The 21,951-nt window shown below is 73.5% G+C and carries 22 protein-coding genes; 12 read left to right on the top strand and 10 right to left on the bottom strand.

What is annotated here, in order from left to right; genetic code table 11:
- Positions 1 to 10: 10 nt before the first annotated feature.
- Positions 11 to 370: an oxidoreductase gene (locus IR158_RS04475; RefSeq protein WP_291810078.1), complete on the bottom strand. Its 360-nt coding sequence runs from the start codon at positions 368 to 370 to the stop codon at positions 11 to 13.
- Between the two features lie 198 nt (positions 371 to 568).
- On the opposite strand from IR158_RS04475, the gene lpdA reads away from it, so the two are divergent.
- The 3 genes from lpdA (at position 569) to IR158_RS04460 (ending at position 4,812) form a co-directional block, all read left to right on the top strand.
- Positions 569 to 1,951 (top strand): dihydrolipoyl dehydrogenase, encoded by a 1,383-nt coding sequence (gene lpdA / locus IR158_RS04470; RefSeq protein ID WP_291810075.1) that lies wholly within the window; start codon positions 569 to 571, stop codon positions 1,949 to 1,951.
- A gap of 29 nt (positions 1,952 to 1,980) precedes the next feature.
- On the top strand, positions 1,981 to 3,771 hold the full coding sequence (gene sucB, locus IR158_RS04465) for a 2-oxoglutarate dehydrogenase, E2 component, dihydrolipoamide succinyltransferase (RefSeq protein ID WP_291810072.1): 1,791 nt from the start codon (positions 1,981 to 1,983) through the stop codon (positions 3,769 to 3,771).
- 123 nt (positions 3,772 to 3,894) lie between these two features.
- Positions 3,895 to 4,812, top strand: coding sequence for a TIGR01777 family oxidoreductase (locus tag IR158_RS04460; RefSeq protein ID WP_291810070.1), 918 nt, complete (start codon positions 3,895 to 3,897; stop codon positions 4,810 to 4,812).
- Here the strand turns inward: IR158_RS04460 and IR158_RS04455 are convergent.
- Genes IR158_RS04455 through IR158_RS04445 form a run of 3 tightly spaced genes read right to left on the bottom strand, consistent with a single transcriptional unit; the run spans position 4,784 to position 9,644 of the window.
- A complete protein-coding gene (locus IR158_RS04455; RefSeq protein ID WP_291810068.1) occupies positions 4,784 to 6,187 on the bottom strand; it encodes a hypothetical protein in 1,404 nt (467 codons plus the stop codon). The genes IR158_RS04460 and IR158_RS04455 overlap by 29 nt on opposite strands.
- Positions 6,188 to 6,243: 56 nt before the next feature.
- Positions 6,244 to 7,290 carry a Gfo/Idh/MocA family oxidoreductase gene (locus tag IR158_RS04450; protein ID WP_291810066.1) on the bottom strand — a complete coding sequence of 349 codons (1,047 nt, stop codon included), beginning with the start codon at positions 7,288 to 7,290 and terminating at the stop codon, positions 6,244 to 6,246.
- A 20-nt stretch (positions 7,291 to 7,310) separates the two neighbouring features.
- On the bottom strand, positions 7,311 to 9,644 hold the full coding sequence (locus tag IR158_RS04445) for an MMPL family transporter (protein WP_291810064.1): 2,334 nt from the start codon (positions 9,642 to 9,644) through the stop codon (positions 7,311 to 7,313).
- Between the two features lie 48 nt (positions 9,645 to 9,692).
- On the opposite strand from IR158_RS04445, the gene IR158_RS04440 reads away from it, so the two are divergent.
- Both IR158_RS04440 and lipB read left to right on the top strand, forming a co-directional pair.
- Positions 9,693 to 10,184, top strand: coding sequence for a MarR family winged helix-turn-helix transcriptional regulator (locus IR158_RS04440; protein WP_291810062.1), 492 nt, complete (start codon positions 9,693 to 9,695; stop codon positions 10,182 to 10,184).
- A 10-nt stretch (positions 10,185 to 10,194) separates the two neighbouring features.
- The gene (lipB, locus tag IR158_RS04435) at positions 10,195 to 10,881 is read left to right on the top strand and encodes a lipoyl(octanoyl) transferase LipB (protein ID WP_291810059.1); all 687 of its coding nucleotides are present in this window, start codon (positions 10,195 to 10,197) and stop codon (positions 10,879 to 10,881) included.
- 4 nt (positions 10,882 to 10,885) lie between these two features.
- On the opposite strand, the gene IR158_RS04430 is transcribed toward lipB, so the two are convergent.
- Positions 10,886 to 11,389: a flavodoxin domain-containing protein gene (locus IR158_RS04430; RefSeq protein ID WP_291810056.1), complete on the bottom strand. Its 504-nt coding sequence runs from the start codon at positions 11,387 to 11,389 to the stop codon at positions 10,886 to 10,888.
- Between the two features lie 158 nt (positions 11,390 to 11,547).
- On the opposite strand from IR158_RS04430, the gene lipA reads away from it, so the two are divergent.
- Positions 11,548 to 12,561 carry a lipoyl synthase gene (lipA, locus tag IR158_RS04425; RefSeq protein WP_291810053.1) on the top strand — a complete coding sequence of 338 codons (1,014 nt, stop codon included), beginning with the start codon at positions 11,548 to 11,550 and terminating at the stop codon, positions 12,559 to 12,561.
- 50 nt (positions 12,562 to 12,611) lie between these two features.
- The gene (locus IR158_RS04420; protein WP_291810051.1) at positions 12,612 to 13,352 is read left to right on the top strand and encodes a DUF4191 domain-containing protein; all 741 of its coding nucleotides are present in this window, start codon (positions 12,612 to 12,614) and stop codon (positions 13,350 to 13,352) included.
- 25 nt (positions 13,353 to 13,377) lie between these two features.
- Here the strand turns inward: IR158_RS04420 and IR158_RS04415 are convergent, their stop codons facing one another.
- Positions 13,378 to 13,887, bottom strand: coding sequence for an RDD family protein (locus tag IR158_RS04415; protein ID WP_291810049.1), 510 nt, complete (start codon positions 13,885 to 13,887; stop codon positions 13,378 to 13,380).
- Between the two features lie 176 nt (positions 13,888 to 14,063).
- On the opposite strand from IR158_RS04415, the gene glnA reads away from it, so the two are divergent.
- From glnA to IR158_RS04395, 4 genes are all read left to right on the top strand, one after another.
- The gene (gene glnA, locus IR158_RS04410) at positions 14,064 to 15,488 is read left to right on the top strand and encodes a type I glutamate--ammonia ligase (RefSeq protein WP_291810047.1); all 1,425 of its coding nucleotides are present in this window, start codon (positions 14,064 to 14,066) and stop codon (positions 15,486 to 15,488) included.
- 119 nt (positions 15,489 to 15,607) lie between these two features.
- Positions 15,608 to 15,847 carry a hypothetical protein gene (locus tag IR158_RS04405; protein ID WP_291810045.1) on the top strand — a complete coding sequence of 80 codons (240 nt, stop codon included), beginning with the start codon at positions 15,608 to 15,610 and terminating at the stop codon, positions 15,845 to 15,847.
- Between the two features lie 405 nt (positions 15,848 to 16,252).
- Complete coding sequence (locus IR158_RS04400; RefSeq protein WP_291810043.1) at positions 16,253 to 16,474, top strand: AbrB/MazE/SpoVT family DNA-binding domain-containing protein; 222 nt, start codon at positions 16,253 to 16,255, stop codon at positions 16,472 to 16,474.
- Positions 16,471 to 16,839, top strand: coding sequence for a type II toxin-antitoxin system VapC family toxin (locus IR158_RS04395; RefSeq protein WP_291810041.1), 369 nt, complete (start codon positions 16,471 to 16,473; stop codon positions 16,837 to 16,839). The genes IR158_RS04400 and IR158_RS04395 overlap by 4 nt, the downstream gene beginning before the upstream one ends.
- Before the next feature lie 363 nt (positions 16,840 to 17,202).
- Here the strand turns inward: IR158_RS04395 and IR158_RS04390 are convergent, their stop codons facing one another.
- From IR158_RS04390 to IR158_RS04380, 3 genes are all read right to left on the bottom strand, one after another.
- Complete coding sequence (locus tag IR158_RS04390; RefSeq protein WP_291810039.1) at positions 17,203 to 17,472, bottom strand: hypothetical protein; 270 nt, start codon at positions 17,470 to 17,472, stop codon at positions 17,203 to 17,205.
- 254 nt (positions 17,473 to 17,726) lie between these two features.
- On the bottom strand, positions 17,727 to 18,491 hold the full coding sequence (locus IR158_RS04385; RefSeq protein WP_291810037.1) for an SDR family oxidoreductase: 765 nt from the start codon (positions 18,489 to 18,491) through the stop codon (positions 17,727 to 17,729).
- A 43-nt stretch (positions 18,492 to 18,534) separates the two neighbouring features.
- Positions 18,535 to 19,524 carry a TIGR03618 family F420-dependent PPOX class oxidoreductase gene (locus tag IR158_RS04380; protein ID WP_291810033.1) on the bottom strand — a complete coding sequence of 330 codons (990 nt, stop codon included), beginning with the start codon at positions 19,522 to 19,524 and terminating at the stop codon, positions 18,535 to 18,537.
- Between the two features lie 122 nt (positions 19,525 to 19,646).
- Here IR158_RS04380 and IR158_RS04375 point away from each other — a divergent pair, with 122 nt between their 5' ends.
- Complete coding sequence (locus IR158_RS04375) at positions 19,647 to 20,699, top strand: hypothetical protein (protein ID WP_291810030.1); 1,053 nt, start codon at positions 19,647 to 19,649, stop codon at positions 20,697 to 20,699.
- Positions 20,700 to 20,712: 13 nt separating this feature from the next.
- Here the strand turns inward: IR158_RS04375 and IR158_RS04370 are convergent, their stop codons facing one another.
- Positions 20,713 to 21,948 (bottom strand): cytochrome P450, encoded by a 1,236-nt coding sequence (locus IR158_RS04370; RefSeq protein WP_291810140.1) that lies wholly within the window; start codon positions 21,946 to 21,948, stop codon positions 20,713 to 20,715.
- Positions 21,949 to 21,951 lie beyond the last annotated feature (3 nt).

Genomic DNA, 21,951 nt, shown 5'->3' with positions numbered 1-21,951 from the left:
GGTCGAGCTCTCAGGCCCGTCCCGCCGCGCGCCGCTTGCGCTCGATGCGCTGTCGCGAGTTCCAGTCCCGCACGCGCTGCGGGTATCCCGTGCGCTGGACGTCGTAGACGGGTATCTGCAGGTCACGTGCCAGCGCTGCGGCTGCGCGCTCGTCCGGGACCTTGCGTCGCGTCCACTCCCCGTCGGTGGCCACGAGCATGAGCGTCGTCGGGGTGACGTTGGTCTGCGGCTCCACGTACGCCTCCACCCCCACCCGGGTCGCCACGAAGTCGCGCAGGTACGCCAACGTCTCGGCGCGCGCATCGCGTCCGGTGGGCGCGCCCGTGGGCGCACCTGACCGACCCGGACGCCGACGCGAGAACAGACCCATGCGCCGCACCCTACCGACGGTGCCTGGGTCCCGCCTGGAAGACGACGCGGGCCGCCCCGCGAGCACACCGCGGCCGCAGGTCATGGGACGACTGTCGCGGGACTCACACCCTCGGACGTGCTAGCCAGTTCGTCGCGACGCGACCGGGATGACAAGATGGGCGGGCAGCAAATCCCAGACCCTCCGAGGAGTGCGCACGTGGCCGACAACGGCACCGCTTTCGACATCGTCGTCCTGGGCGGAGGCAGTGGCGGTTACGCCGCCGCACTGCGCGCCGCCGAGCTGGGCAAGACCGTCGCCCTGGTCGAGGCCGACAAGGTGGGAGGTACCTGCCTCCACCGAGGCTGCATCCCGACCAAGGCCCTCCTGCACGCCGCTGAGCTGGCCGACAACGCCCGCGAGGGTGCGAGCTTCGGGGTGCACACGCACCTCGAGCGCATCGACATGGGCGGCGTGAACCAGTACAAGGACAACGTGGTCGGCCGCCTCTACAAGGGGCTGCAGGGGCTCATCAAGTCCCGCAAGATCGAGGTCGTGCAGGGCTACGGCAAGCTCACCGGCCCGAACACCGTCCAGGTGGGCGACCGCACCCTGACCGGCGAGCACATCGTGCTCGGCACCGGCTCGTACGCGCGGTCCCTGCCCGGTCTGGAGATCGGCGGCCGCGTCCTGACGTCCGACCAGGCGCTCACCCTCGACTGGGTGCCGCGCTCGGCCATCATCCTCGGTGGCGGCGTCATCGGCTCGGAGTTCGCCAGCGTGTGGCGCTCGTTCGGTGCCGACGTCACGATCATCGAGGCGCTCCCCCACCTGGTGCCCAACGAGGACGAGGCGATCTCGAAGGCCTTCGAGCGCGCGTTCCGCAAGCGCGGCATCGCGTTCAACCTGGGGGTCCGGTTCTCCGGCGTCACGCAGGACGACAACGGCGTGCACGTCTCGCTCGAGGACGGCAAGACGTTCGACGCGGACGTGCTGCTCGTCGCCGTGGGCCGTGGGCCCAACACCGGCGGCCTCGGTTACGAGGAGCAGGGCATCACGCTGGACCGCGGCTTCGTCATCACCGACGAGCGCCTGCACACCGGCGTGGCCAACATCTACGCGGTCGGCGACATCGTCCCCGGCCTGCAGCTCGCCCACCGCGGGTTCCAGCAGGGCATCTTCGTCGCCGAGCAGATCGCGGGCCTCAACCCGCCGCTCATCGAGGAGTCCGGCATCCCGCGCGTCACGTACTCGGACCCCGAGGTGGGGTCGGTCGGCGTGACCGAGAAGCGCGCCAAGGAGCTCTACGGCGACGACGGCGTCGAGGTCCTCGAGTACAACCTCGGGGGCAACGGCAAGAGCCAGATCCTCGCCACCCAGGGCTTCATCAAGCTCGTCCGCAAGAAGGACGGTCCGGTCGTCGGCGTGCACATGATCGGTGCGCGCGTCGGGGAGCTGATCGGCGAGGGCCAGCTGATCGTCAACTGGGAGGCCTACCCGGAGGACGTCGCCCAGCTCGTGCACGCGCACCCTACGCAGAACGAGGCACTCGGTGAGGCGTTCCTCGCGCTCGCCGGCAAGCCGCTGCACGCCCACAACTGACCTCAGGATCGAAGGAGACACGAGCGGTCATGTCCGACAACGTGCAGCTTCCCGCGCTCGGTGAGTCCGTCACCGAGGGCACCGTCACCCGTTGGCTCAAGAACGTCGGCGACACGGTCGCCGTCGACGAGCCCCTGCTCGAGATCTCGACCGACAAGGTCGACACCGAGATCCCGTCGCCGTTCGCCGGCGTGCTCGAGCAGATCCTCGTCCAGGAGGACGACACCGTCGAGGTCGGCGCCACGCTGGCCGTGATCGGCTCCGGCGAGGGCGGCGGCGACGCCGGCTCGGGCGAGCAGCAGGCACCCGCCGAGGAGGCCACCGAGGCTCCCGCCGAGCAGGCGCCCGTCGAGGAGCCCGCGGCGGAGCAGTCCGCGCAGCAGTCCGTCGAGGAGCACGAGGAGGCGCCGGCCCCCGCCGCGTCGTCCGGCGGTGGCGGTGGCGGCCAGGAGGTCACCCTCCCGGCGCTCGGCGAGTCCGTCACCCAGGGCACCGTCACCCGGTGGCTCAAGGCCGTCGGTGACGAGGTCGCGGTCGACGAGCCCCTGCTCGAGATCTCCACCGACAAGGTCGACACCGAGATCCCGTCGCCGGTCGCCGGCACGCTGCAGGAGATCCGCGTCCAGGAGGACGAGACCGTCGAGGTCGGCGCAGTCCTGGCCATCGTCGGGTCGGGTGACGCCGCCGCTGCCCCCGCGGCGGAGCAGCCCGCGGCCCCGGCGCAGTCGAGCCCGCAGCCCGAGCAGGCGCCCGCGCCCGCCCAGGACGCGCCGAAGGCCGAGCAGGCACCCGCGACCGAGCAGCCTGCGCGCCCCGCGCAGGAGGCGGCCGCCGCCCAGCCGGCGGCACCGCAGCAGGCCGCGCAGCCGTCGGCCGGCGGGTCGTACCTCACGCCGCTGGTCCGCAAGCTCGCGGCCGAGAAGGGCGTGGACGTCTCCACGCTCACCGGCTCGGGCGTCGGGGGCCGCATCCGCAAGGAGGACGTCCTCGAGGCGGCCGCCAAGGCGGAGGAGGCACGCAAGGCCGCCGAGGCCGCTCAGGCGGCACCGGCACCGGCCGCTGCGGCACCGGCCAAGGCGGCAGCTCCTGCGGCCGTCTCGCCGCTGCGCGGCACGACCGAGAAGGCCAGCCGGCTCCGGCAGATCATCGCCGAGCGCATGGTCGAGGCGCTGCACACGCAGGCCCAGCTCACGACGGTCGTCGAGGTCGACGTGACGCGGATCGCCCGCCTGCGGGCACGCGCGAAGGAGGACTTCAAGGCGCGCGAGGGCGTCAACCTCACGTTCCTGCCCTTCTTCGTGCAGGCCGCTGTCGAGGCGCTCAAGACGTACCCCAAGGTCAACGGCGTGCTCGAGGACAAGACGATCACGTACCACGGCCAGGAGAACGTCGGCATCGCGGTCGACACCGAGCGCGGGCTCCTCGTGCCGGTCATCCGCGACGCGGGCGACCTCAACATCGCCGGCATCTCGCGCAAGATCGCCGACCTGGCCGCACGCACGCGTGCCAACAAGGTGACGCCGGACGAGCTGTCCGGTGCGACCTTCACGGTCACGAACACCGGCTCGGGCGGCGCGATCATCGACACGCCGATCGTCCCGGGCGGGACCTCGGCGATCCTGGGCACGGGCGCGATCGTCAAGCGACCCGTCGTCGTCAAGGACGCGGACGGCGCCGAGGTCATCGCCATCCGGTCGATGTGCTACCTGTGCCTGTCGTACGACCACCGCCTGGTCGACGGCGCCGACGCGTCCCGCTACCTCACCGCGGTGAAGAACCGTCTCGAGGAGGGCGCGTTCGAGGCCGAGCTCGGCCTCTGACGCACGCACCCGCGCAGGGCCGTCCACCGACAGGTGGGCGGCCCTGCGGCGTCCCACCGGTCGCCGCGTCCGCCGCGCCGGTCCCCCGCGCCGTCCGGACGCCCCGTGGCTAGGGTGGCCGACATGCGCGTGCTCGTCGCCGGGTCGTCCGGTCTCGTCGGTACGGCGCTCGTGCAGCACCTGCGCGAGTCCGGCCACGACGTCGTCCGCCTGGTGCGCCGGGCCCCGCAGTCCCCCGGCGAGTCCGCGTGGGACCCGGTCGCCGGGAGCATCGACACAGCGGTCGTCGCGTCGTGCGACGCCGTGGTCGACCTCGCCGGGGTGAACGTGGCGTCCCGCGCGCTGACGGCCGCGCGCAAGCGCGAGATCGTGACGTCACGCGTGCAGACCGCCGGGCTGCTGTCCCGGACCCTCGCGCAGCTCGCGGGTGGGGGGGACGACGCCGCACCCCGCGTGCTGCTGCAGGCCTCCGGCATCGGCGCCTACGGGGACCGCGGTGACACGCTGCTGCGCGAGGACGAGCCCCTCGGCGACACCTTCTTCGCGGGGGTGGTCCGTCGTTGGGAGGCCGCGACGGCACCGGCGCAGGACGCGGGCGTCCGCGTCGTGCACCTGCGGACCGGCATCGTGCTGAGCGCGCACGGCGGTGCCGCCGCACCCTTGCTCCTGCCGTTGCGGGCCGGCGTCGCGACGCGGCTGGGGTCCGGCCGGCAGTACTGGAGCTGGATCAGCCTGCTCGACGAGGTCCGCGCGATCACGCACCTGCTGACCCAGCCGGTGCGGGGGCCGGCCAACCTCGTGGCACGTGCCGACCGGCACGACGACCTGGTCGCGGCGTTGGCACGCGCGTGGGGTGCACGCGTGACGGTGCCGGTGCCCGCACCGCTCCTGCGCGTCGCCCTGGGTGACTTCTCGTCGGAGGTCCTCGGGTCGATCAACGCCGACGCCGCGGTGCTGCGGGCGTCGGGCTTCGTGCCACGGCACGGCACGGTCGCCGAGGTCGCGCACTGGCTCAGGGCGTCGCGCCGCCCGGGGCCCTGACGTCCCACACCCGCCACCCGTCCGGCGTCCAGCGCAGGACGAGCTCGACCGTTCGACCCGGCGTCGCCGGCACGTCGGTGCGCTCCCCCGTCGGTGCGACCCGCACGTGTGCGCTCATGGCGGAGGTGACCTCGACCCTCACGTCACCGTCCGGCGTCGTCCCGCCGGCGGCAGCCGACACGACGTCGACCACGAGCCCGTCGCTGCGGGCACCCGCCAGCGCGGCGAGCAGGGCCTCGTCCGCCGCGAGCGCCGGCGACCCGGCGACCTCGAGGGCGGCGACGCCGCTCGCGTCGGCGTCCGCGAGCGCCGCAGCCCGCAGCCGGGTCAGTGCCGCGGCGGCCGCCGCCGGGTCCCGCTCGTCGGCCAGCAGCCGCGCATCGCCGGCATCGCCACCACCGTCCGCCGGCGCCGCTGGGATGGGCGTGGCCGCGGTGCCGCCGGCGGTGGTGGCGGGCGCGCTCGCCCCGGCAGGCGGGTCGGGCAGTGCCCGCACCACGAGGGCACCGCCGCCGAGCACCAGGACGGTCGCGGCCACGGCAGCCACCGGCCACCACGGGCGACGACGAGGTCCCCGACGCGCGCGCCGCGCAGGCGGAAGGTCGGGTGCCGCCGACCGCGCGACACCGCTTCGCCCGGCCGCGAGCGCGACCTGGGCGCCTGCGAGCTCGTCCGCCTCCGGGACCTGGACCGGCTCGGGCGTGGCCGCCGCGAACACGGCCTCCACGACCTCCTGCGAGGTGGCGCGACCCCGCAGCAGCGCCTCCAGCGCGTCGCGCAGCCGCACGGTCTCCTCCAGGCCGGCCGCCAGGTGCGCGTCGAGCGGCGGCATCAGCCCGAGCAGGGCCGCGACGAGCCGGTGCACGTCCCCGGTGGTGGTGCCCACGCCGCGCAGCGCACCGCGCAGGTCGACCAGGACGGGCACGCCGCCCGGGGTCAGCACGACGCGGTCGGCGCCGACCGCGCCGTGCGCGAGACCCGCCGCGTGCAGCTCGGCGAGCGCCTGCGCGACGGGGACCGCCACCGTCACGACCTCACCGTCGGCCAGCGGGGGCCGCGCCGCGCGCACCGCGGCGAGCGTCGGGCCGGGCACGTGCTCGCACACCAGCGCGACGCGCCCGGGGCCCAGGGGCTCCACCGCGAGGATCCGGGCGAGGTGGGGGTGCGCGAGGCCCGTGAGCAGCCCCGCCCGCGTGGCGAGCGTGGCGTCCACGGGGACGTCGGCGACCAGCACCTCGAGCCACGGGCCGTCGTCGTCCTCGACCGGCCGGGCCACCCACCACGACCCGTCCGTCCCGACGGACGAGGCGACGCGCGTACCGTGCGCCTGCAGGAGCCGGGTGACGTCGTCCGGTGGCGGGGCGGCGGTGTGCACCCCGACATCCAACACCGACGAGCACCTCCGGCGAGCGCGTCGTCCACAGGCGCTGCTCAGTCGAGGATCTGGGCCACTCCGGTCTCCGCAGCCACCCGGGCCGCGTCCAGCACCCGCGCCGTGGCGACCGCGTCCGCGGGATCGACGGGGACGGGTCCCCCGGCCCGCAGCCACGCCTGGACCGCCCGGTAGAGGTCACCGTGACCGCCCGGCGCGCGCGGCACCGGCGTGCGCTCCGCGCCACGCACGAGCCACCCCTCGTGCTCCGGCTCGCCGGGGCGCCGCCCCGCCTCCTGGGCGTCGTCGAGCACCGCGAACGGTGTCGGCTCACCCTCGAAGCTCGTGACGAGGTACGCGCCGGCGTCACCCAGCACCCGTGTCCGCGGTCCCGGCGCCCCCACGAGCCCGCCGCCCCACAGGTGGGACACGACGTGGTGGCCGGTGGCGTCGGGCGCGTGCTCGAGCGCGAGGAAGACGTCGTCGAACGCGGGCGTCGTGAGCGCGCGCAGCTCGGCGTGCACGCGCCGCACCGGCCCGAAGAGCTGGACGGCGGAGTCGACGAGGTGCGCACCCAGGTCCAGCAGCAGCCCACCGGCGACCGGGTCCTGCTCCTTCCACCGGTGCTGCGGCTGCGGTCGGAACCTCTCCCAGCGCCGCTCGAAGCGGTGCACGCGGCCGAGCGTCCCGTCCGCGAGCAGCCCTTGCAGCGTCAGCTGCTCGGGGTCCCAGCGCCGGTTCTGGAAGACGGTGAGCCGACCCTCACGTTCGCGCGCGAGCCGCACGAGCGCAGCGGCCTGCACCCGGGTCGTGGCGAGCGGCTTGTCCACGAGGACCGCCAGGTCGGCCTCGAGCGCCGCGCGCACGTGCGCCGCGTGCTCACCCGTCGGGCTCGCGACCACGACGAGGTCCAGGTCCTGCGGGTCGGCGAGCAGCGCGTCGACGTCGGGCACGACGCGCGCACCCGGCCAGTCCGCGAGCACCTGGTCGCCGCGGTGGCGCGTCACCACGGCGACGACCTCCTGACCCGTCTCACGCGCGAGCCGGGCGTGGATCCCACGCCCGGCCGCGCCGTACCCGATCAGCCCGATGCGCAGCGGTTCCATCCGGCCACTGTAGGAGGCAGTCAGCGCGTCGTCGTCGCCGCCCCACCGGCCGCGGCGTGCGCTCCGTGCTCGCCGTCCGCGGCGTCGGGACCGTGCTCGCCGGCGGCGTTGTGCGCCCCGTGCTCCGGACGGCGGGCCAACGCGCTGGGCCACCAGGAGCGCGGCCCGACGTCGTGCACGAGCCCCGGGACGAGCAGGCTGCGCACGACGAACGTGTCGACGAGGACGCCGAGCGCGACGATGAAGGCCAGCTGTGCCAGGAAGAGCAGCGGGATCACGGCCAGCGCGGCGAAGGTGGCCGCGAGCACGAGACCCGCGGAGGTGATGACGCCGCCGGTGACGGCGAGCCCGCGGGTGACCCCCTCGCGCGTGCCGACGCGCAACGACTCCTCCCGCACACGCGTCATGAGGAAGATCGAGTAGTCGACGCCCAGCGCGACGAGGAAGACGAAGCCGTACAGCGGGACGACCGGGTCGGCGTCGGGCAGGTCGAGCACGTGGTTGAAGACCAGGGCGGAGATGCCGATCGTCGCGGCGAACGACAGCACGTTGGCCGCCATCAGCAGCAGACCGGCCACCACCGAGCGGAGCAGCAGCATGAGGATCAGCAGGATCACGACCAGCACGACGGGGACGATCACGCGCAGGTCCCGCTCGCTCGCGATCTGCGTGTCCAGCGTCTCGGCTGCGGGCCCGCCGACGATCGCGTCGGGCGCCACCGCGGTGACGGCCTCGCGCAGGTCCGCGACGGTGTCCACGGCCTCCTGGCTGTCGGACGGCGCCTCGGTGACGACGTCGACGCGCACGCGGCCGTCGACGACGACCGGCGGTGCGTCGGCGCCCGCTCCCGGGGCCCCCGACGGCGCACCCGTGTAGGGGGCGGCCGAGCTCACGCCCTCGACCCCCTCGGCGGCCTCCACCACCGCGTCGAGCTCCTCCTGCGGGACCACGACGATGGCGGGCTGCACGGCACCGGCCGGGTAGTGCTCGGCCAGCACCTCCTCGCCCGCGACCGAGTCCACGGCCGTGAGGAACACGTCCGTCTGGCTCGTGCCGCCGGCGCGGAACGTCGGCACGAAGGCTGCCGCGAGCAGCAGGACGGCGGCGCTGACGATCCACACGGGACGTGCGCGTCGCGCGACGAACCGCGCCCAGCGGGCCCACAGGCCGGCGCCCTCGGCCGGGTCGGCGACCTCCGGCGGGACGGCCGTGGCGTGCTCGCCGTGCGTCGACGGCGTGGTCGCGGCCGTCGCGGGGCGCGGAGCCCGGGGCCAGAACAGGGCGCGCGAGCGCCGACCGGCGACGAGGAGGATCGCCGGCAGCAGCGTGAGCGCGGCGAGCAGGGCCGCGGCGATGCCGATCGCGGCGACGGGGCCGAGGCTGCGGTTGGAGGCGAGGTCCGACAGCAGCAGGCAGAGCAGACCGGCGACGACCGTCCCGGCGCTGGCGGCGATCGGCTCGAGGGACTGGCGCCAGGCGATGCGCATGGCGTCGGCCGGGTGGTCGGTGTGCTTCAGCTCCTCGCGGTACCGCGCGACCAGCAGCAGCGAGTAGTCGACGGCGGCGCCGACGACGAGGATCGACAGGATGCCCTGCGCCTGACCGTTGAGCACGAGCACCCCCGCGTCCGCGAGCTCGTACACCACCAGCCCGGCGAGGGCGAGGGCGAAGACGGCCGTGAAGATCACGACGAGCGGCAGGAACGGCGAGCGGTAGACGACGACGAGGATGAGCAGCACGGCGCCGAGCGCGACGAGCAGCAGCAGACCGTCGATGCCGGCGAAGGCGGTGCCGAGGTCCGTGACGAACCCCGCCGGTCCGGTCACCCACGCCTCGAGACCGAGGTCGCCGGCGCCGGACGCGGTCGCGCCCAGCTCGTCGTCGAGCGCGGCCCGCAGGTCGGCGACCAGGACGTTGGTGAGGGACTCCTCCCCCACGAGCTCCTCCGCCGCCTCGGCGTCGAGCGGGACGGCGAGCAGGATCGCCTCACCGTCCTCGGAGGGGATCGGGACGATGTCACCGGTCAGGCGCTCCGCCCAGGTCCCGTCGCCGACCTCCGTCTGCGCGAACTCACCGGCGAACTGCGCCACGGCACCCAGCTGCTCGTCGGTGACGTCACCACCGTCGGCAGGGGTCAGCACGACGAGCGCAGGTAGGGTCTGCGTGTCGACGAACTCGCGGGAGGCCTCCGCCGCCCGTGTGGACTGCGCCGACGAGGGCAGAAAAGCAGCGGCGTCGTTCGTCTGGACCTGGGACAGCTTGCCCTGGGCCATCCCCCCCACGGAGGCGAACCCCATCCATACGACGAGCACCACAGCGACGGCCACCGCACGGGCCACGGGATTCCTCAGCATGCTGAGTATCATGGACCCCGAGCAGGAGGTCGGCAAACGGGAGGTCGAGTGAGCACCCCGCAGGTGCCGCCGGTGGACCACTGGCCGGTCGGACGGATGCTGTCCGCCGTCGCGCGGCGGATCGAGCGTGCGTGGGACGCGCACCTGGCGTCGTGGGACCTGAACCACGCGAGCCTTCCGGTCCTCGTCCACGTCACGGTCGCGCCGATGTCGCAGCGCGAGCTCGCCGACGCGTGCGGCGTCACCGAGCAGACGATGAGCCGTGTGGTCGCCCGGCTCGAGCGCACCGGTTACGTGACGCGCCGCCCGCACGCGGACGACCGCCGACGTCACGTGATCGACATCACGCCCGCGGGCGCCGCCGCCCTCGCGGCGTGCGCCGATCCCCGACCGGCCCAGGAGCAGGTGCTCGGGCACCTGCCGCCCGAGCGTCGAGCGCTGCTCGACGAGCTGCTGCGTGAGCTCGTCGCGCCGTGGGAGCTGCTGCCCGGACCGGTGCGCCCTCGCGAGACCGCTCACCCGTCGGCACCGACCGTCTAGCCTGGCGAGCATGCGCGTCGAACCGCTCGAGCTCGGCACCCGCCTGCAGCCGTACGTGCCCACCTGGGACCTGCAGCGCGAGATCCACGCGGCCGTCGCCGCCGGTGAGCGCGAGGACACGCTCCTGCTCGTCGAGCACGAGCCCGTCTACACCGCGGGCAAGCGCACGGCGCGCTCCGACCGTCCCGTCGACGGCACGCCCGTCGTCGACGTCGACCGCGGAGGGCGCATCACGTGGCACGGGCCGGGTCAGCTCGTCGGGTACCCGATCGTGCGCCTCGCGGAACCGGTGGACGTCGTGCGCTACGTCCGCGCCCTCGAGGAGGCGCTGATCCGCACGTGCGCCGACGTCGGGGTCACCGCCGGACGCGTCGAGGGGCGCAGCGGCGTGTGGCTGCCCGCCGACGACGCCACCGCGTCGCCGCTGCCACGCCGTGAGCGCAAGGTCGCCGCGATAGGCGTGCGCGTCGCCCGGGGCACGACGATGCACGGCTTCGCCCTGAACTGCACCGCGTCGCTCGACTGGTACTCGCGGATCGTGCCGTGCGGCATCGACGACGCCGACGTCACGACGCTGTCCGCCGAGGCGGCGCGCAGCGTCACGATCGCCGAGGTCGCGCCCGTGGTCGTCGGGCACCTGCAGGACGTGCTCGGCCCGCTGCTGGCCGTGCACCACGCGGCGGCGACCGGCCGCTGAGCCGCTACGCGTCCCGCTCGATCGAGCGCAGCGCGGCCGCGATCCCCTGTGCCCAGGCGCGGACCGCGTCGAGGTCGCGGAAGTCGCCGGCGTCGGCGCGGGTGAGCGCGACGAGCGCACGCTCGGAGATGTTGAGCCCGTCGCGGTCCAGCCGTCCGGCGAACACCGCCACGTCGCGCACCCCCGTCGTGCGGGCGATGTCGGTCACGTCGTCGGGCACCGTCTCGGGCATGGGCGGGTCCCCCACGGGACCGGACCAGAACAGCCACGTCGGGCGCTGCCGCAGCTGGCCGGCCTGCCGCTCGACGAGGTCGCGCAGCCCGAGCGCCAGCCGCCCGACGTACACGGCCGAGCCCATCACCACGGCGTCGTAGGGCTCGACGTGCTCGACGTCGTCCGGCTCGAGCTCGTCCACGTCGTGGCCCGCCGCGCGCAGCTGCGAGGCGACCTCCGCACCCATCTCGCGCGTCGCTCCATGCCGCGACGCCACCGTCACCAGGACGCGCATCGCGCCACCTCCTCCAGGCCGGCCGGTCGCCCCCCGCGGGCCGGCGGTCGACCGTCTCGCCCCAGCCTGCCCCCCGGGCGCCCGATGCGCGCGGGACAGAGGTCCCCGTCACACCCCGTGGACAGGGGAGGTCCGCGTAAGCGGGCTAGGCTGACGGCGTGACGATCGCTCCCGAGGGCCGCCGCATGCTCCGGGTGGAGGCGCGCAACGCCGCCACCCCGATCGAGAAGAAGCCGGAGTGGATCCGCACGCGGGCCACGACCGGCCCCGAGTACAGCGAGCTCAAGGGCCTGGTGCGCCGCGAGGGCCTGCACACGGTCTGCGAGGAAGCGGGCTGTCCCAACATCTTCGAGTGCTGGGAGGACCGCGAGGCCACCTTCCTCATCGGGGGTGACCAGTGCACGCGGCGCTGCGACTTCTGCCAGATCGACACCGGCAAGCCAGCGGCGCTCGACACCGACGAGCCGCGCCGCGTCGCCGAGTCGGTCCAGGCCATGGGCCTGAAGTACTCGACCATCACGGGCGTGGCGCGCGACGACCTGCCCGACGGCGGCGTGTGGCTGTACGCCGAGACGGTGCGCCAGATCCACGCCATGAACCCCGGCACCGGCGTCGAGCTGCTCATCCCCGACTTCAACGCGGTCCCCGAGCTGCTGGACCTGATCAACGAGTCGCGTCCCGAGGTGCTGGCCCACAACCTCGAGACCGTGCCGCGGATCTTCAAGCAGATCCGCCCGGCCTTCCGCTACGAGCGCTCGCTGTCCGTCCTGACACGCGCCCGCGAGGCCGGCCTGGTGACCAAGTCGAACCTCATCCTCGGCATGGGTGAGACGACCGAGGAGGTCGTCGAGGCGCTGCAGGACCTGCACGACGCGGGCTGCGACCTCATCACCATCACGCAGTACCTGCGTCCGTCCGTGCGTCACCACCCCGTCGCCCGCTGGGTCCGCCCGGAGGAGTTCGTCGAGCTCTCCGAGGAGGCCGAGCGCATCGGGTTCCTCGGGGTGATGTCCGGACCGCTCGTGCGCTCGTCGTACCGGGCGGGGCGGCTGTGGGGCCAGGCGATGCGACGTCGCGGCCTGGAGATCCCGGACGCGCTGGCGCACCTCGGCGAGCCGATGACGGCCCGCCAGGAGGCGTCCGCCCTGCTCTCCAGGACGACTGCGGGCTGACGCGGACGACGGCTCGGTCGCACGCGTCCGCGCCGGTAGACTCCCGGCTCATGGCACGCGAGCGCTCCACGTCCCCGCAGGGCTCCTCCTCGAGCACGGGGGCGGGCACCGGGAAGGTCAAGAAGACCCGCTGGTACCACCAGGTCTGGCAGGCGTTCCAGATCACCCGGCAGTCGGACCCCGCCGTCACGTGGATCATCCTCGCGGTGTTCCTCGGCATCGTGGCGCTCGGCGTCGTGATCGGCCTGCTGATCAACCAGCTCGTCTACGTGCTGATCCTCAGCATCCCGTTCGCGGTCCTGGGTGCGATGTTCGTGCTGGCACGACGGGCCGAGACGGCCGCGTACACGCGCATCGAGGGCCAGCCCGGCGCCGCCCTCGCGGCGCTCGGCACGCTGCGCCGCGGGTGGACCTTCACGCAGGAGCCCGTCGCGGTCGACCCGCGCACGCAGGACCTGGTCTTCCGGGGCGTCGGACGGCCCGGGGTCGTCCTCGTCGGCGAGGGCCCGTCCCACCGCGTCGGCAAGCTGCTCGAGGCGGAGCGCAAGCGCACGGCGCGCGTGGTGTCCGGCGCGCCGATCCACCTCATCCAGGTCGGTGACGGCGAGGGCCAGGTGCCGCTGCGCAAGCTGCCGCGCACCGTCACCAAGCTCAAGCCGCAGCTCACCAAGGACGAGGTCGCTGTCGTGCTGCGCCGGGTCACGTCCCTCGGCGCCGCGAAGCTGCCCGTGCCGAAGGGGATCGACCCGACGCGTGCACGCCCCGACCGCAAGGGCATGCGCGGGCGCTGAGCCCCGCGGCGGTGCGTCGGGGCGGTCAGCGCCGGACGAGCACCGTTCCCGCCGCACGGTCGTGCAGGCCGCGACCGTCGCCGTCCCAGATCACCGCCGGCAGCACCAGGCAGAGCAGCCCGGTCCGCACGAGTGCAGCCACCACGCCGGGTGGGCGGTGCGCGAGCTGCGGCGGCCCGTCGGGCGCCGCCTGGATCGCCCGCCGCACCTGCAGGCCGAGCAGGCGGTGCCCCAGGGTGTGCCCGAGCGTCGCGACGAGCACGACGTTCTCGAGCGCGAAGACCGCCAACGTCGCCAGGGAGTCCCCGCGCAGCAGGTAGAGCCCGTCGGTGCGCGAGGGCAGCAGCACCGCGGAGACGGCGAGGCAGGCGGCCCAGTCGATCGCGAGCGCGACGACGCGGCGACCCAGGCGCGCGAGCGATCCCGGGCCCGTCGCGGGCAGGCCCAGCCGCGCGCCGCGCGCGGGTCCGTCCCCGTCGTCGTGGCCACCGGGTCCACCCTCGAGCCAGGAGCCCACGGAGTCGCGCGTCACCATGCGTCCAGCCTACGTGCGCCACCGATCGGCCCGATGCACCCGCCATGTCGTGCGATCGTTACCTCGCACGCAGGTCCGTAACCTCCCGGAAACAGCGAGGCCACGGCAGGGAAACCCGCCGCTCCTAGCCTCGCTCTGCCCGGGACGACCGGGCACCATCGACCGAGGAGCAGCGGATGTTCACGAAGCCAGAGGAAGTCCTGGCGTTCATCAAGAGCGAGGACGTCAAGTTCGTCGACGTGCGGTTCTGCGACCTGCCGGGCGTGATGCAGCACTTCAACGTGCCTGCCGCCTCGCTCGACGCGGACTTCTTCACCGACGGCCAGATGTTCGACGGGTCCTCGATCCGCGGCTTCCAGGCGATCCACGAGTCCGACATGAAGCTGATCCCGGACCTGACGACGGCCTACGTCGACCCGTTCCGCACGGAGAAGACGCTCAACATCAATTTCCACATCGTCGACCCGTACACCGACGAGCCGTACAGCCGCGACCCGCGCCAGGTCGCCGCGAAGGCCGAGGCGTACCTGAAGTCGACCGGCATCGCGGACACCGCGTTCTTCGCGCCCGAGGCCGAGTTCTACATCTTCGACGACATCCGGTTCCAGACCCGCCAGGACGCGTCGTTCTACTACATCGACTCCATCGAGGGCGCCTGGAACACGGGCCGCAAGGAGGAGGGTGGCAACCTCGGGCACAAGACGCCCTACAAGGGCGGCTACTTCCCCGTCCCGCCGGTCGACCACTTCGCCGACCTGCGCGACCAGATCTCGCTGCAGCTCGACGAGCTGGGCTTCCAGGTCGAGCGCGCCCACCACGAGGTCGGCACGGCCGGTCAGGCGGAGATCAACTACCGCTTCGACACCCTCGGCAAGTCGGCCGACAAGGTGCAGCTGTTCAAGTACGTCGTGAAGAACGTGGCGCACGAGAACGGCCGCACGGCGACGTTCATGCCGAAGCCGCTGTTCGGCGACAACGGCTCGGGCATGCACGTCCACCAGTCGCTGTGGAAGGACGGCGAGCCGCTGTTCTTCGACGAGAAGGGCTACGGCGGCCTGTCGGACATGGCGCGCTGGTACATCGGCGGCCTGCTCAAGCACGCGCCGGCGCTGCTGGCGTTCACCAACCCGACGGTGAACTCCTACCACCGCCTGGTGCCCGGCTTCGAGGCCCCCGTCAACCTGGTGTACTCGGCCCGCAACCGCTCCGCGTGCATCCGCATCCCGGTCACAGGCTCGAACCCGAAGGCCAAGCGCATCGAGTTCCGCGTGCCCGACCCGTCGTCGAACCCGTACCTCGCGTTCGCGGCCATGCTCATGGCCGGCCTCGACGGCATCCAGAACCGGATCGAGCCGCCGGACCCGGTCGACAAGGACCTGTACGAGCTGCCCCCGGAGGAGCACGCGCTCATCGAGCAGGTCCCGGGCTCGCTGTCCGAGGTCCTCGACAACCTCGAGGCCGACCACGACTGGCTGACGGCCGGCAACGTCTTCACGCCGGACCTCATCCAGACGTGGATCGACTACAAGCGCTCCGCCGAGGTCGACCCGATCCGGCTGCGTCCGCACCCGCACGAGTTCGAGCTGTACTACGACTGCTGATCGTCAGGCGTCACGGCTGCTCCCGTGAGCGCCTGACCTGCAAGACCGGCACCCCCGTCGCCCTCGTGGCGGCGGGGGTGCCGCTTTTCTTGCCACAACCGCGTGCGGAGGTTGCCGCAATGGCGGGCCTTCTCACGGTGCTCGACTTCGTCGATGGCGACAGCGCCCGGGTCTGCCCGAACTGCGCCGCCGCTGGTGCCGACAAGCCGGCCGGCGCGAGTGGCATCGCCGCGAGCACGGTGGGTCCTGCCGCGGCCGGATCCTCGGCGGCGGCGACCAGCGCCACCTACGTGGTCTCCGAGGACGCGGCCCTCGCGGCGATCGCAGCAGCACGCGCGGCACGGAAGGCCGCGGCGTGAGCGCCCGACGCCGGGGCATCCCGATCGGCGCCAGCGGCCGCGTCACGCTCATCGAGCCGACGCAGGCCAAGCCGAACTACCGGATCATCTGGTACCACGAGCACGGTCGACGCGCCGGCGAGCTCTGCGGTAGCCGCCGCGCGCAGGAGGCGTGGAACCGAGCGCAGGCCTTGGACGCCCGGCTCAGCGCAGGTCGCAGCCGCGGGGCGCGCTGCGAGTCTGCGCGTCGAGGCGGGCGACCAGGACGAACCGCTGGGCGCCGGGGTCAAGCGCGCCAGGCGGCGCCGCTCGCCGTACCGGGCTGCGCGTGGGCGCGTCTGGCCTACGCCCAGGGCTCACTCTTCCATCCCACGCAGACATCACGAGTGGTACGCTACTTCGATGAGTGGGACATACCCTGTGACCATGGGAGACCGCGGGCGGCTCGTCGTCCCCGCGGAGGTGCGCGCACACACCGGCCTGGCAGAAGGCGTCCCGCTGCTGCTGCTCGAGACACCCGGCGGCCTGGTGCTCATGACCCGCGAACAAGCGCGCGACCTCCTGCGCAGCCAGCTCGCCGGCACGGACGTCGTCGCCCAGCTCCTCGCTGACCGTCGCTCCGCCGCAGCAGCAGAGGACGCCGCGTGACGGCTGTTCTTGACGCCTCCGCAGTCCTGGCCTTCCTCGCCGGTGAACCCGGGGCCGACGTCGTGGAGGAGGCGCTGGCCGGCGGCACAGTGTGCTCGGCCGTGAACTGGTCCGAAGTCGCACAGAAGATCCGCGCTGGTGGAGGGGACTGGTCCGTCGCCTCCGCCCTGCTCGCCAGCTACGGCCTGTCCCTCCACGATGCCACCGCCCGGGACGGTGAGGCGGCGGCCGCGCTGTGGCAGCGCGGATCCGGTCTGTCGCTCGCTGACCGCTTCTGTCTCGCGCTCGCCAACCGGCTGGACGTAGTGGCCCTGACCGCCGACACCGCCTGGGGTTCTTCCGAACGGGTGCGGCAGATTCGCTAGCCGGTGCGCAGGCATCGTGTCCCGAGAGACGCAGGACGAGGTCGTCGTGGGCCGGTGGGCCGGCCTTCTTGGCGCCCCTGGCCCGTGGCTTCCCGAAGGCCGACCACCAGCCGTTGCCCGAGCAGATCCGCCACACCCGCCGGTCGCACGCCCGGTGCACGGCGCGGGTGGCCTCGTCGGCCAGGAGCCGGTAGCCGAACTCCGGGTCGTCACGGTGGGCGTCGAACAACGCGTTGGCCAGGTGCGCCTCGTCGAGCTCCCGATGCGTCACGGGCGCGGCGAGCCAGCGGTAGTAGGGCTGTCTGGCGAGCTTGAGGACCCGGCACGTCACCGCGACGGGGATGCCGTCTGCGGCGAGCTCGCTCACGAGCGGGTAGAGCCTCTTCCCGGCAGGTGCGCCTGGGACAGGTAGGCCGCTGCGCGGCGCAGGATCTCGTTCTCCTGCTCGAGTAGTCGGATGCGGCGGTTCGCCTCCCGCAGTTCGGCGGACTCGACACGGCTCTGGCCGGGCCGCTGACCGTCCTCGACGTCGGCGTCACGCAACCAGTTGCGCAGGCACGACTCGGCGATCGGCGAAGTCGGCTGCGACCTGCTCGATCGGAGCATCCCCGCGGCGAGCCACCGCCACGACATCGTCGCGGAACCCCTTGGGATAGGGCCTGGGCACGATGCGCATCCTTCCAGCGACGCCCCCGGCGCCACAGGTGGGTGTCACCTACTCGTGCACCAGCCCCAAACTCGCTGAGCAGCACAAACGCAGCGGAGTTGGCTGTCGCTCGAGCTCTACTACGACTGCTGATCGTCAGGCGTCACGGCTGCTCCCGTGAGCGCCTGACCTGCAAGACCGGCACCCCCGTCACCCTCGTGGCGGCGGGGGTGCCGCACTCTCACCGGCCCAGCACAGCGCCGCCGTTGACGCTGAGCACCTGCCCGGTCACCCAACCGGCGTCCTCGGAGGCCAGGTACTGCACCGCCCCTGCGACATCGGCCGGCGCTCCTGCGCGACCGAGCAGCGTCTGGCTCACGAGCGCATCGTGCCGTGGAGACCGTCCGCTCTCGTTGAAGAACTCCGTGTCGGCCACGTAGCCGGGGGCCACGGAGTTGACGGTGATGCCGTCCCGGCCACCGCGCACGGCGAGCTCGGCGCTCCACGCGAGCAGACCGGCCTTCGCCGCGCCGTAGGCACCTCCCCCACCGCGCTGAGCAGCGATCGAGCTGATGGTGACGACCCGACCGCCCGGTCGGGCAAGGACCGGCCACAACGCCTCGGTGAGCATCATCGCGGACAGCAGGTTCTGGTCGAGGACGTGGCGCCACGCCTGGAGTCGCCCGTGCAGGCCCGGCGCGGGCGGTTCGCCGACGCCCCCGGCGTTGTTGACGAGGACGTCGACCACCCTGCCCTCGAGCGCGTCGGCGACACGGAGGACGGCGTCCGGGTCGGTCAGGTCGGCCTGGACCGCACGGACGGCGGCGTCGACGTGTGCACGCTGCACACGCTCTAAGGGCTCCAGCCGACGTCCGACGACGACGACCTCGGCGCCCTCCGACACGAACCGGTCCGCGATGGCGCGACCCATGCCCGTACCCCCGCCGGTGATGACGACCGTCCGCGCAGCGCTCGGCACGGCTCCTGGGACAGCTGACTCGGCCACGGCACGACACCTCTCGTCTCTACGTCGTCCCCGGGGCCAGAGGCTAGGCCCTCGCGTCGGGGCGCAGGAGCCAGCGGTCGACCCGGACCTCGACCATGACCCGCGGCCCGTCCTGGCGCTCGTCGGCGGCGTCCCAGCCGTCGTACTTGGCGGCGAAGCGGGCCAGGAGCGAGGCATGCGCGTGGATGTCGCGGTCCACGTGCGCGTGGCCCTCGGCGACGACCGGTCGGGCCCCTGAGCCGTCGACCGCGATCGCGACGCGCGGGTCGCGCTCCAGGTTGGCGACCTTGACGTTGACCGTCGAGCTCGCGATCCAGAACGTGTCCCCGTCGAGCAGGAACCACACGGGCGTGACGTGCGGCGAGCCGTCCGGCCGCAGCGTCGTCAGCCACACGCAGGGCTGCTCGGCGAGGCGCGCGACAGCGGCACGGCGGGCGACCTCCGGTCGAGATGTACCGTCCGGCCCCGGGCCGGCGACGCCGGGCCGCATCCCGGCGAGCACGATGTCGACCATCCGGGGCACGAGATCGGGGACGTCGCGCGCGACCGGTTCGGGCAGCGGACGGGTGATCAGGCCGATGCCGAGCACGAGGTCGAGCGGTTCCAGGTCCTGGCGGACCAGGCCGGCGGCGCGAGCGGCACCCAGCAGGTCACCCACGCCCGTGAGCGTCTCGGCCTGCGCCACGCGCACGTGCGCGGACATGTCGTCCGTGAGGTGCTCGGTCAGCGCGGCGGACAGCGCCCCGACGTCGAGCTGGACGAGCCGGCGGACGTACTCGTGCCACGCGGCCTGCGGATCCTGGGCCATGCCCTCCAGCGCCTCGTCGGCCGCCGCGTGCACGTCGTCCAGGATGGCGAGGGCCACCTCCTCGGCCAGCGCGGCCCGCGAGGAGAAGTTGCGATAGAGCGTCGCGATGCCCACGTCCGCTGCCTCGGCGACCGCGTCGAGGGCGATGTCGCTGCCGTGCAGGGCGAACAGGTGCCGAGCCGCGCGGATGAGCGCGGCGCGACGACGCGCTGCGTCCGCGCGCATGGCCCCCTCCTCGGTGTGACGATGCCCACGTGCGGGCCTCTCGACACCCATCAGCCTAACCGGAGGGCTATCATCCACATAAGCGGACGATGATCCTCCGCTTGTCCCGGATGAAGGAACTCATGACTGCGACGACCGAGCTCGCCCCCGCCCCGCGCGACCCCGAGGGCGAGGTCGCTCCCCCGCGCAAGCGCAAGCAGCTGACCAAGATGGTGGGCATGACCGTCGCCCTCGGCGCGGTCCTGGCCGTCCTGCTGGCCATCTTCATCCTCCCGTCGCTGAAGAGCGGGCCGACCGACCTGCCGGTCGGGCTCGTCGGCTCGTCGCAGGAGGCGGACCGCTTCGAGGAGGCCCTGACGGCTTCCGCGCCCGGCGCCTACCAGGTCCAGGAGTTCACCGACCAGGCGACGCTGATCGAGGCGGTGCGCGGGCGCGAGGTCGTCGGCGGCTTCGTCGTCGGGCCCAACGGTGTCCACAGCGTCGTCGCCTCCGCCGGTGGCGGCGCCATCGCGCAGTCCGTCTCCGCCACCGCGCAGGGCATCGGTACCGCGATGGGCGTCCCCGTCACGACCGACGACGTCGTCGCACTGCCGACCACCGACCCGTCGGGCATCGGCATCGGCGGCCTGGCGTTCCCGCTCGTGTTCGGCGGCATCGTGCCCGTCGTCGCGTTCCGGACCGCGTTCGCGCGCAGCAACACCTGGAAGCTCGTGGGCCTGCTCACCTTCTCCGTGGTCGGTGGCCTCGTCGTCGCCACCGTGCTGCGGTTCGCCTTCGGCAGCATCGACTCCGCGTTCCTGCCGGTCGCCGCCGCCATGGCACTGGGCATCGCCGCCATGGCGTTCCCGCTCACCGGGCTCCAGGAGGCATTCGGCGGCAAGGGGTTCACGATCGGGGCGATGTCGATGATGTTCCTCGGCAACCCGTTCGCGGGCATCGCCACCACCGCCGCGTGGCTGCCGACCGGGCTCGGTGCGTTCGGGCAGATCCTGCCCCCCGGGGCGACCGGCACCCTCGTCCGCTCGGTCGCGTACTTCGGTGGCACGGGCGGTCTGACCGCCGGTCTCACGCTCGGTGCGTGGGTCGTCGTCGGGCTCGTCGTCCACGCGGTCGGCACCCGTCGCACGCGGAAGGCCGCCCCCGCCGTGGCAGCCGCCGAGGTGGCCGCAGCCTGACCCACCCGCGGCGTCAGCCCGGCGAGCCGGCCGGGCCGACGCGCCGCACGCGCCACGCGGTCAGGTCGTAGCCCTGGCTGACGTCGTTCCACCGCACCCGCGGGGGCCCGGCCGTCGCGACGTCGTCGTGCAGCAGGAGCGCGGAGACGAAGATCTCCGCCTCCATCGACGCCAGCGGCGCGCCAGGGCACCGGTGGTGTCCGTCACCGAACGCGAGCACGACCGGGCCGACCGCGCGCGTCATCGGACGTGCCGGGCACACCGCGAGCGGGTCGTCACCGACGACCCGCTCGTCGGCGTTCACGGCCCGCAGGTCGAGCTCGATCAACGCTCCGGCCGGGACCTCGACCGGCCCGTCGGGACCGTCGAGCGTGAGCGGAGCCGTCGTGCGCCGCAGCAGGTGCCCGACGACGGGCTCGACGCGCAGCACCTCCTCGATGATCGCGACGCGGCCGTCGCGGTCGGACCCGCGGTACCGGGCGAGCAGCGCGTCGTCGTCGAGCAGGTGCCACACGGCCGCCGTCATGAGCTCGCGCGTCGTCGCCATGCCGGCGGCGGCGTACGTGACGCACTCGGTGAGGATCTCCAGGTCGGTGTAACCGGCGTCGAGCAGGCTGCTGATCAGGTCCTCGCCGCGCCGTCGGCGCCGCACCCGGATCGCGGGCCTCACGTCGAACACGTAGAACCGCAGGATCGCCGTGTTCCGCAGCGCCGCCCGCGCGCGCGTGAGCGGCGAGCCGCCCGACGGCACGGGCTCGAAGAACTCCGCGAGCCGGCCCCGCATGCGCGGAGAGGCCCCGTGGTCGAGGCCGATGACGCGGGACGTGACCTCGACCGCCATCTGCATCGTGATCGCCGTGAGGTCCGTCCAGCGGTCGGTGCGCACCTGCGCGACGTGCCGCTCGGCCGTCGCCGCCATCCAGTCCCGGTACCCGGCGACGACCCGCGGCGCGAGCAGGTGCGCGGCCGCGCGGCGCTGGGCGTGGTGCTGCTCCCCCTCCTGGTACAGGATCGGCGGCCGCATCCGGACGGGCCCCTGGTTGAGCGTGTCGGCGCCGAACCCCGCCTGGCGCGTCGCCTCGGGCTGACGCAGGACGGCGCGGGCGAGCGCGTGGGAGCGGACGCGCCAGCGCTCGCGTGGCCCTGGCACGTGCTCGAGGTCCGGACCCGGCCCGTCGTCGGGCTGCGCGAGCTTGCGCACGGGGCAGCCGGCCGCCGTGCTCTGCGTCTGCCCGTCCGCCGTGGCCATCAC

This window comes from Cellulomonas sp., from assembly GCF_015234515.1.
Classification (GTDB): Bacteria; Actinomycetota; Actinomycetes; order Actinomycetales; family Cellulomonadaceae; genus Cellulomonas.
Note: the sequence above shows the minus strand (reverse complement) of the source record. Positions and strands in the feature narration are given on the sequence as shown.

Excerpts from the sequence above, each read along its gene's own strand:
- IR158_RS04475 (WP_291810078.1), bottom strand. The coding sequence starts at position 370 with ATGGGTCTGTTCTCGCGTCGGCGTCCGGGTCGGTCAGGTGCGCCCACG.
- sucB (WP_291810072.1), top strand. The coding sequence starts at position 1,981 with ATGTCCGACAACGTGCAGCTTCCCGCGCTCGGTGAGTCCGTCACCGAG.
- IR158_RS04460 (WP_291810070.1), top strand. The coding sequence starts at position 3,895 with ATGCGCGTGCTCGTCGCCGGGTCGTCCGGTCTCGTCGGTACGGCGCTC.
- IR158_RS04450 (WP_291810066.1), bottom strand. The coding sequence starts at position 7,290 with ATGGAACCGCTGCGCATCGGGCTGATCGGGTACGGCGCGGCCGGGCGT.
- IR158_RS04445 (WP_291810064.1), bottom strand. The coding sequence starts at position 9,644 with ATGCTGAGGAATCCCGTGGCCCGTGCGGTGGCCGTCGCTGTGGTGCTC.
- lipB (WP_291810059.1), top strand. The coding sequence starts at position 10,195 with ATGCGCGTCGAACCGCTCGAGCTCGGCACCCGCCTGCAGCCGTACGTG.
- IR158_RS04430 (WP_291810056.1), bottom strand. The coding sequence starts at position 11,389 with ATGCGCGTCCTGGTGACGGTGGCGTCGCGGCATGGAGCGACGCGCGAG.
- IR158_RS04420 (WP_291810051.1), top strand. The coding sequence starts at position 12,612 with ATGGCACGCGAGCGCTCCACGTCCCCGCAGGGCTCCTCCTCGAGCACG.
- IR158_RS04415 (WP_291810049.1), bottom strand. The coding sequence starts at position 13,887 with ATGGTGACGCGCGACTCCGTGGGCTCCTGGCTCGAGGGTGGACCCGGT.
- glnA (WP_291810047.1), top strand. The coding sequence starts at position 14,064 with ATGTTCACGAAGCCAGAGGAAGTCCTGGCGTTCATCAAGAGCGAGGAC.
- IR158_RS04405 (WP_291810045.1), top strand. The coding sequence starts at position 15,608 with ATGGCGGGCCTTCTCACGGTGCTCGACTTCGTCGATGGCGACAGCGCC.
- IR158_RS04400 (WP_291810043.1), top strand. The coding sequence starts at position 16,253 with ATGGGAGACCGCGGGCGGCTCGTCGTCCCCGCGGAGGTGCGCGCACAC.
- IR158_RS04390 (WP_291810039.1), bottom strand. The coding sequence starts at position 17,472 with ATGTCGTGGCGGTGGCTCGCCGCGGGGATGCTCCGATCGAGCAGGTCG.
- IR158_RS04380 (WP_291810033.1), bottom strand. The coding sequence starts at position 19,524 with ATGCGCGCGGACGCAGCGCGTCGTCGCGCCGCGCTCATCCGCGCGGCT.
- IR158_RS04375 (WP_291810030.1), top strand. The coding sequence starts at position 19,647 with ATGACTGCGACGACCGAGCTCGCCCCCGCCCCGCGCGACCCCGAGGGC.
- IR158_RS04370 (WP_291810140.1), bottom strand. The coding sequence starts at position 21,948 with ATGGCCACGGCGGACGGGCAGACGCAGAGCACGGCGGCCGGCTGCCCC.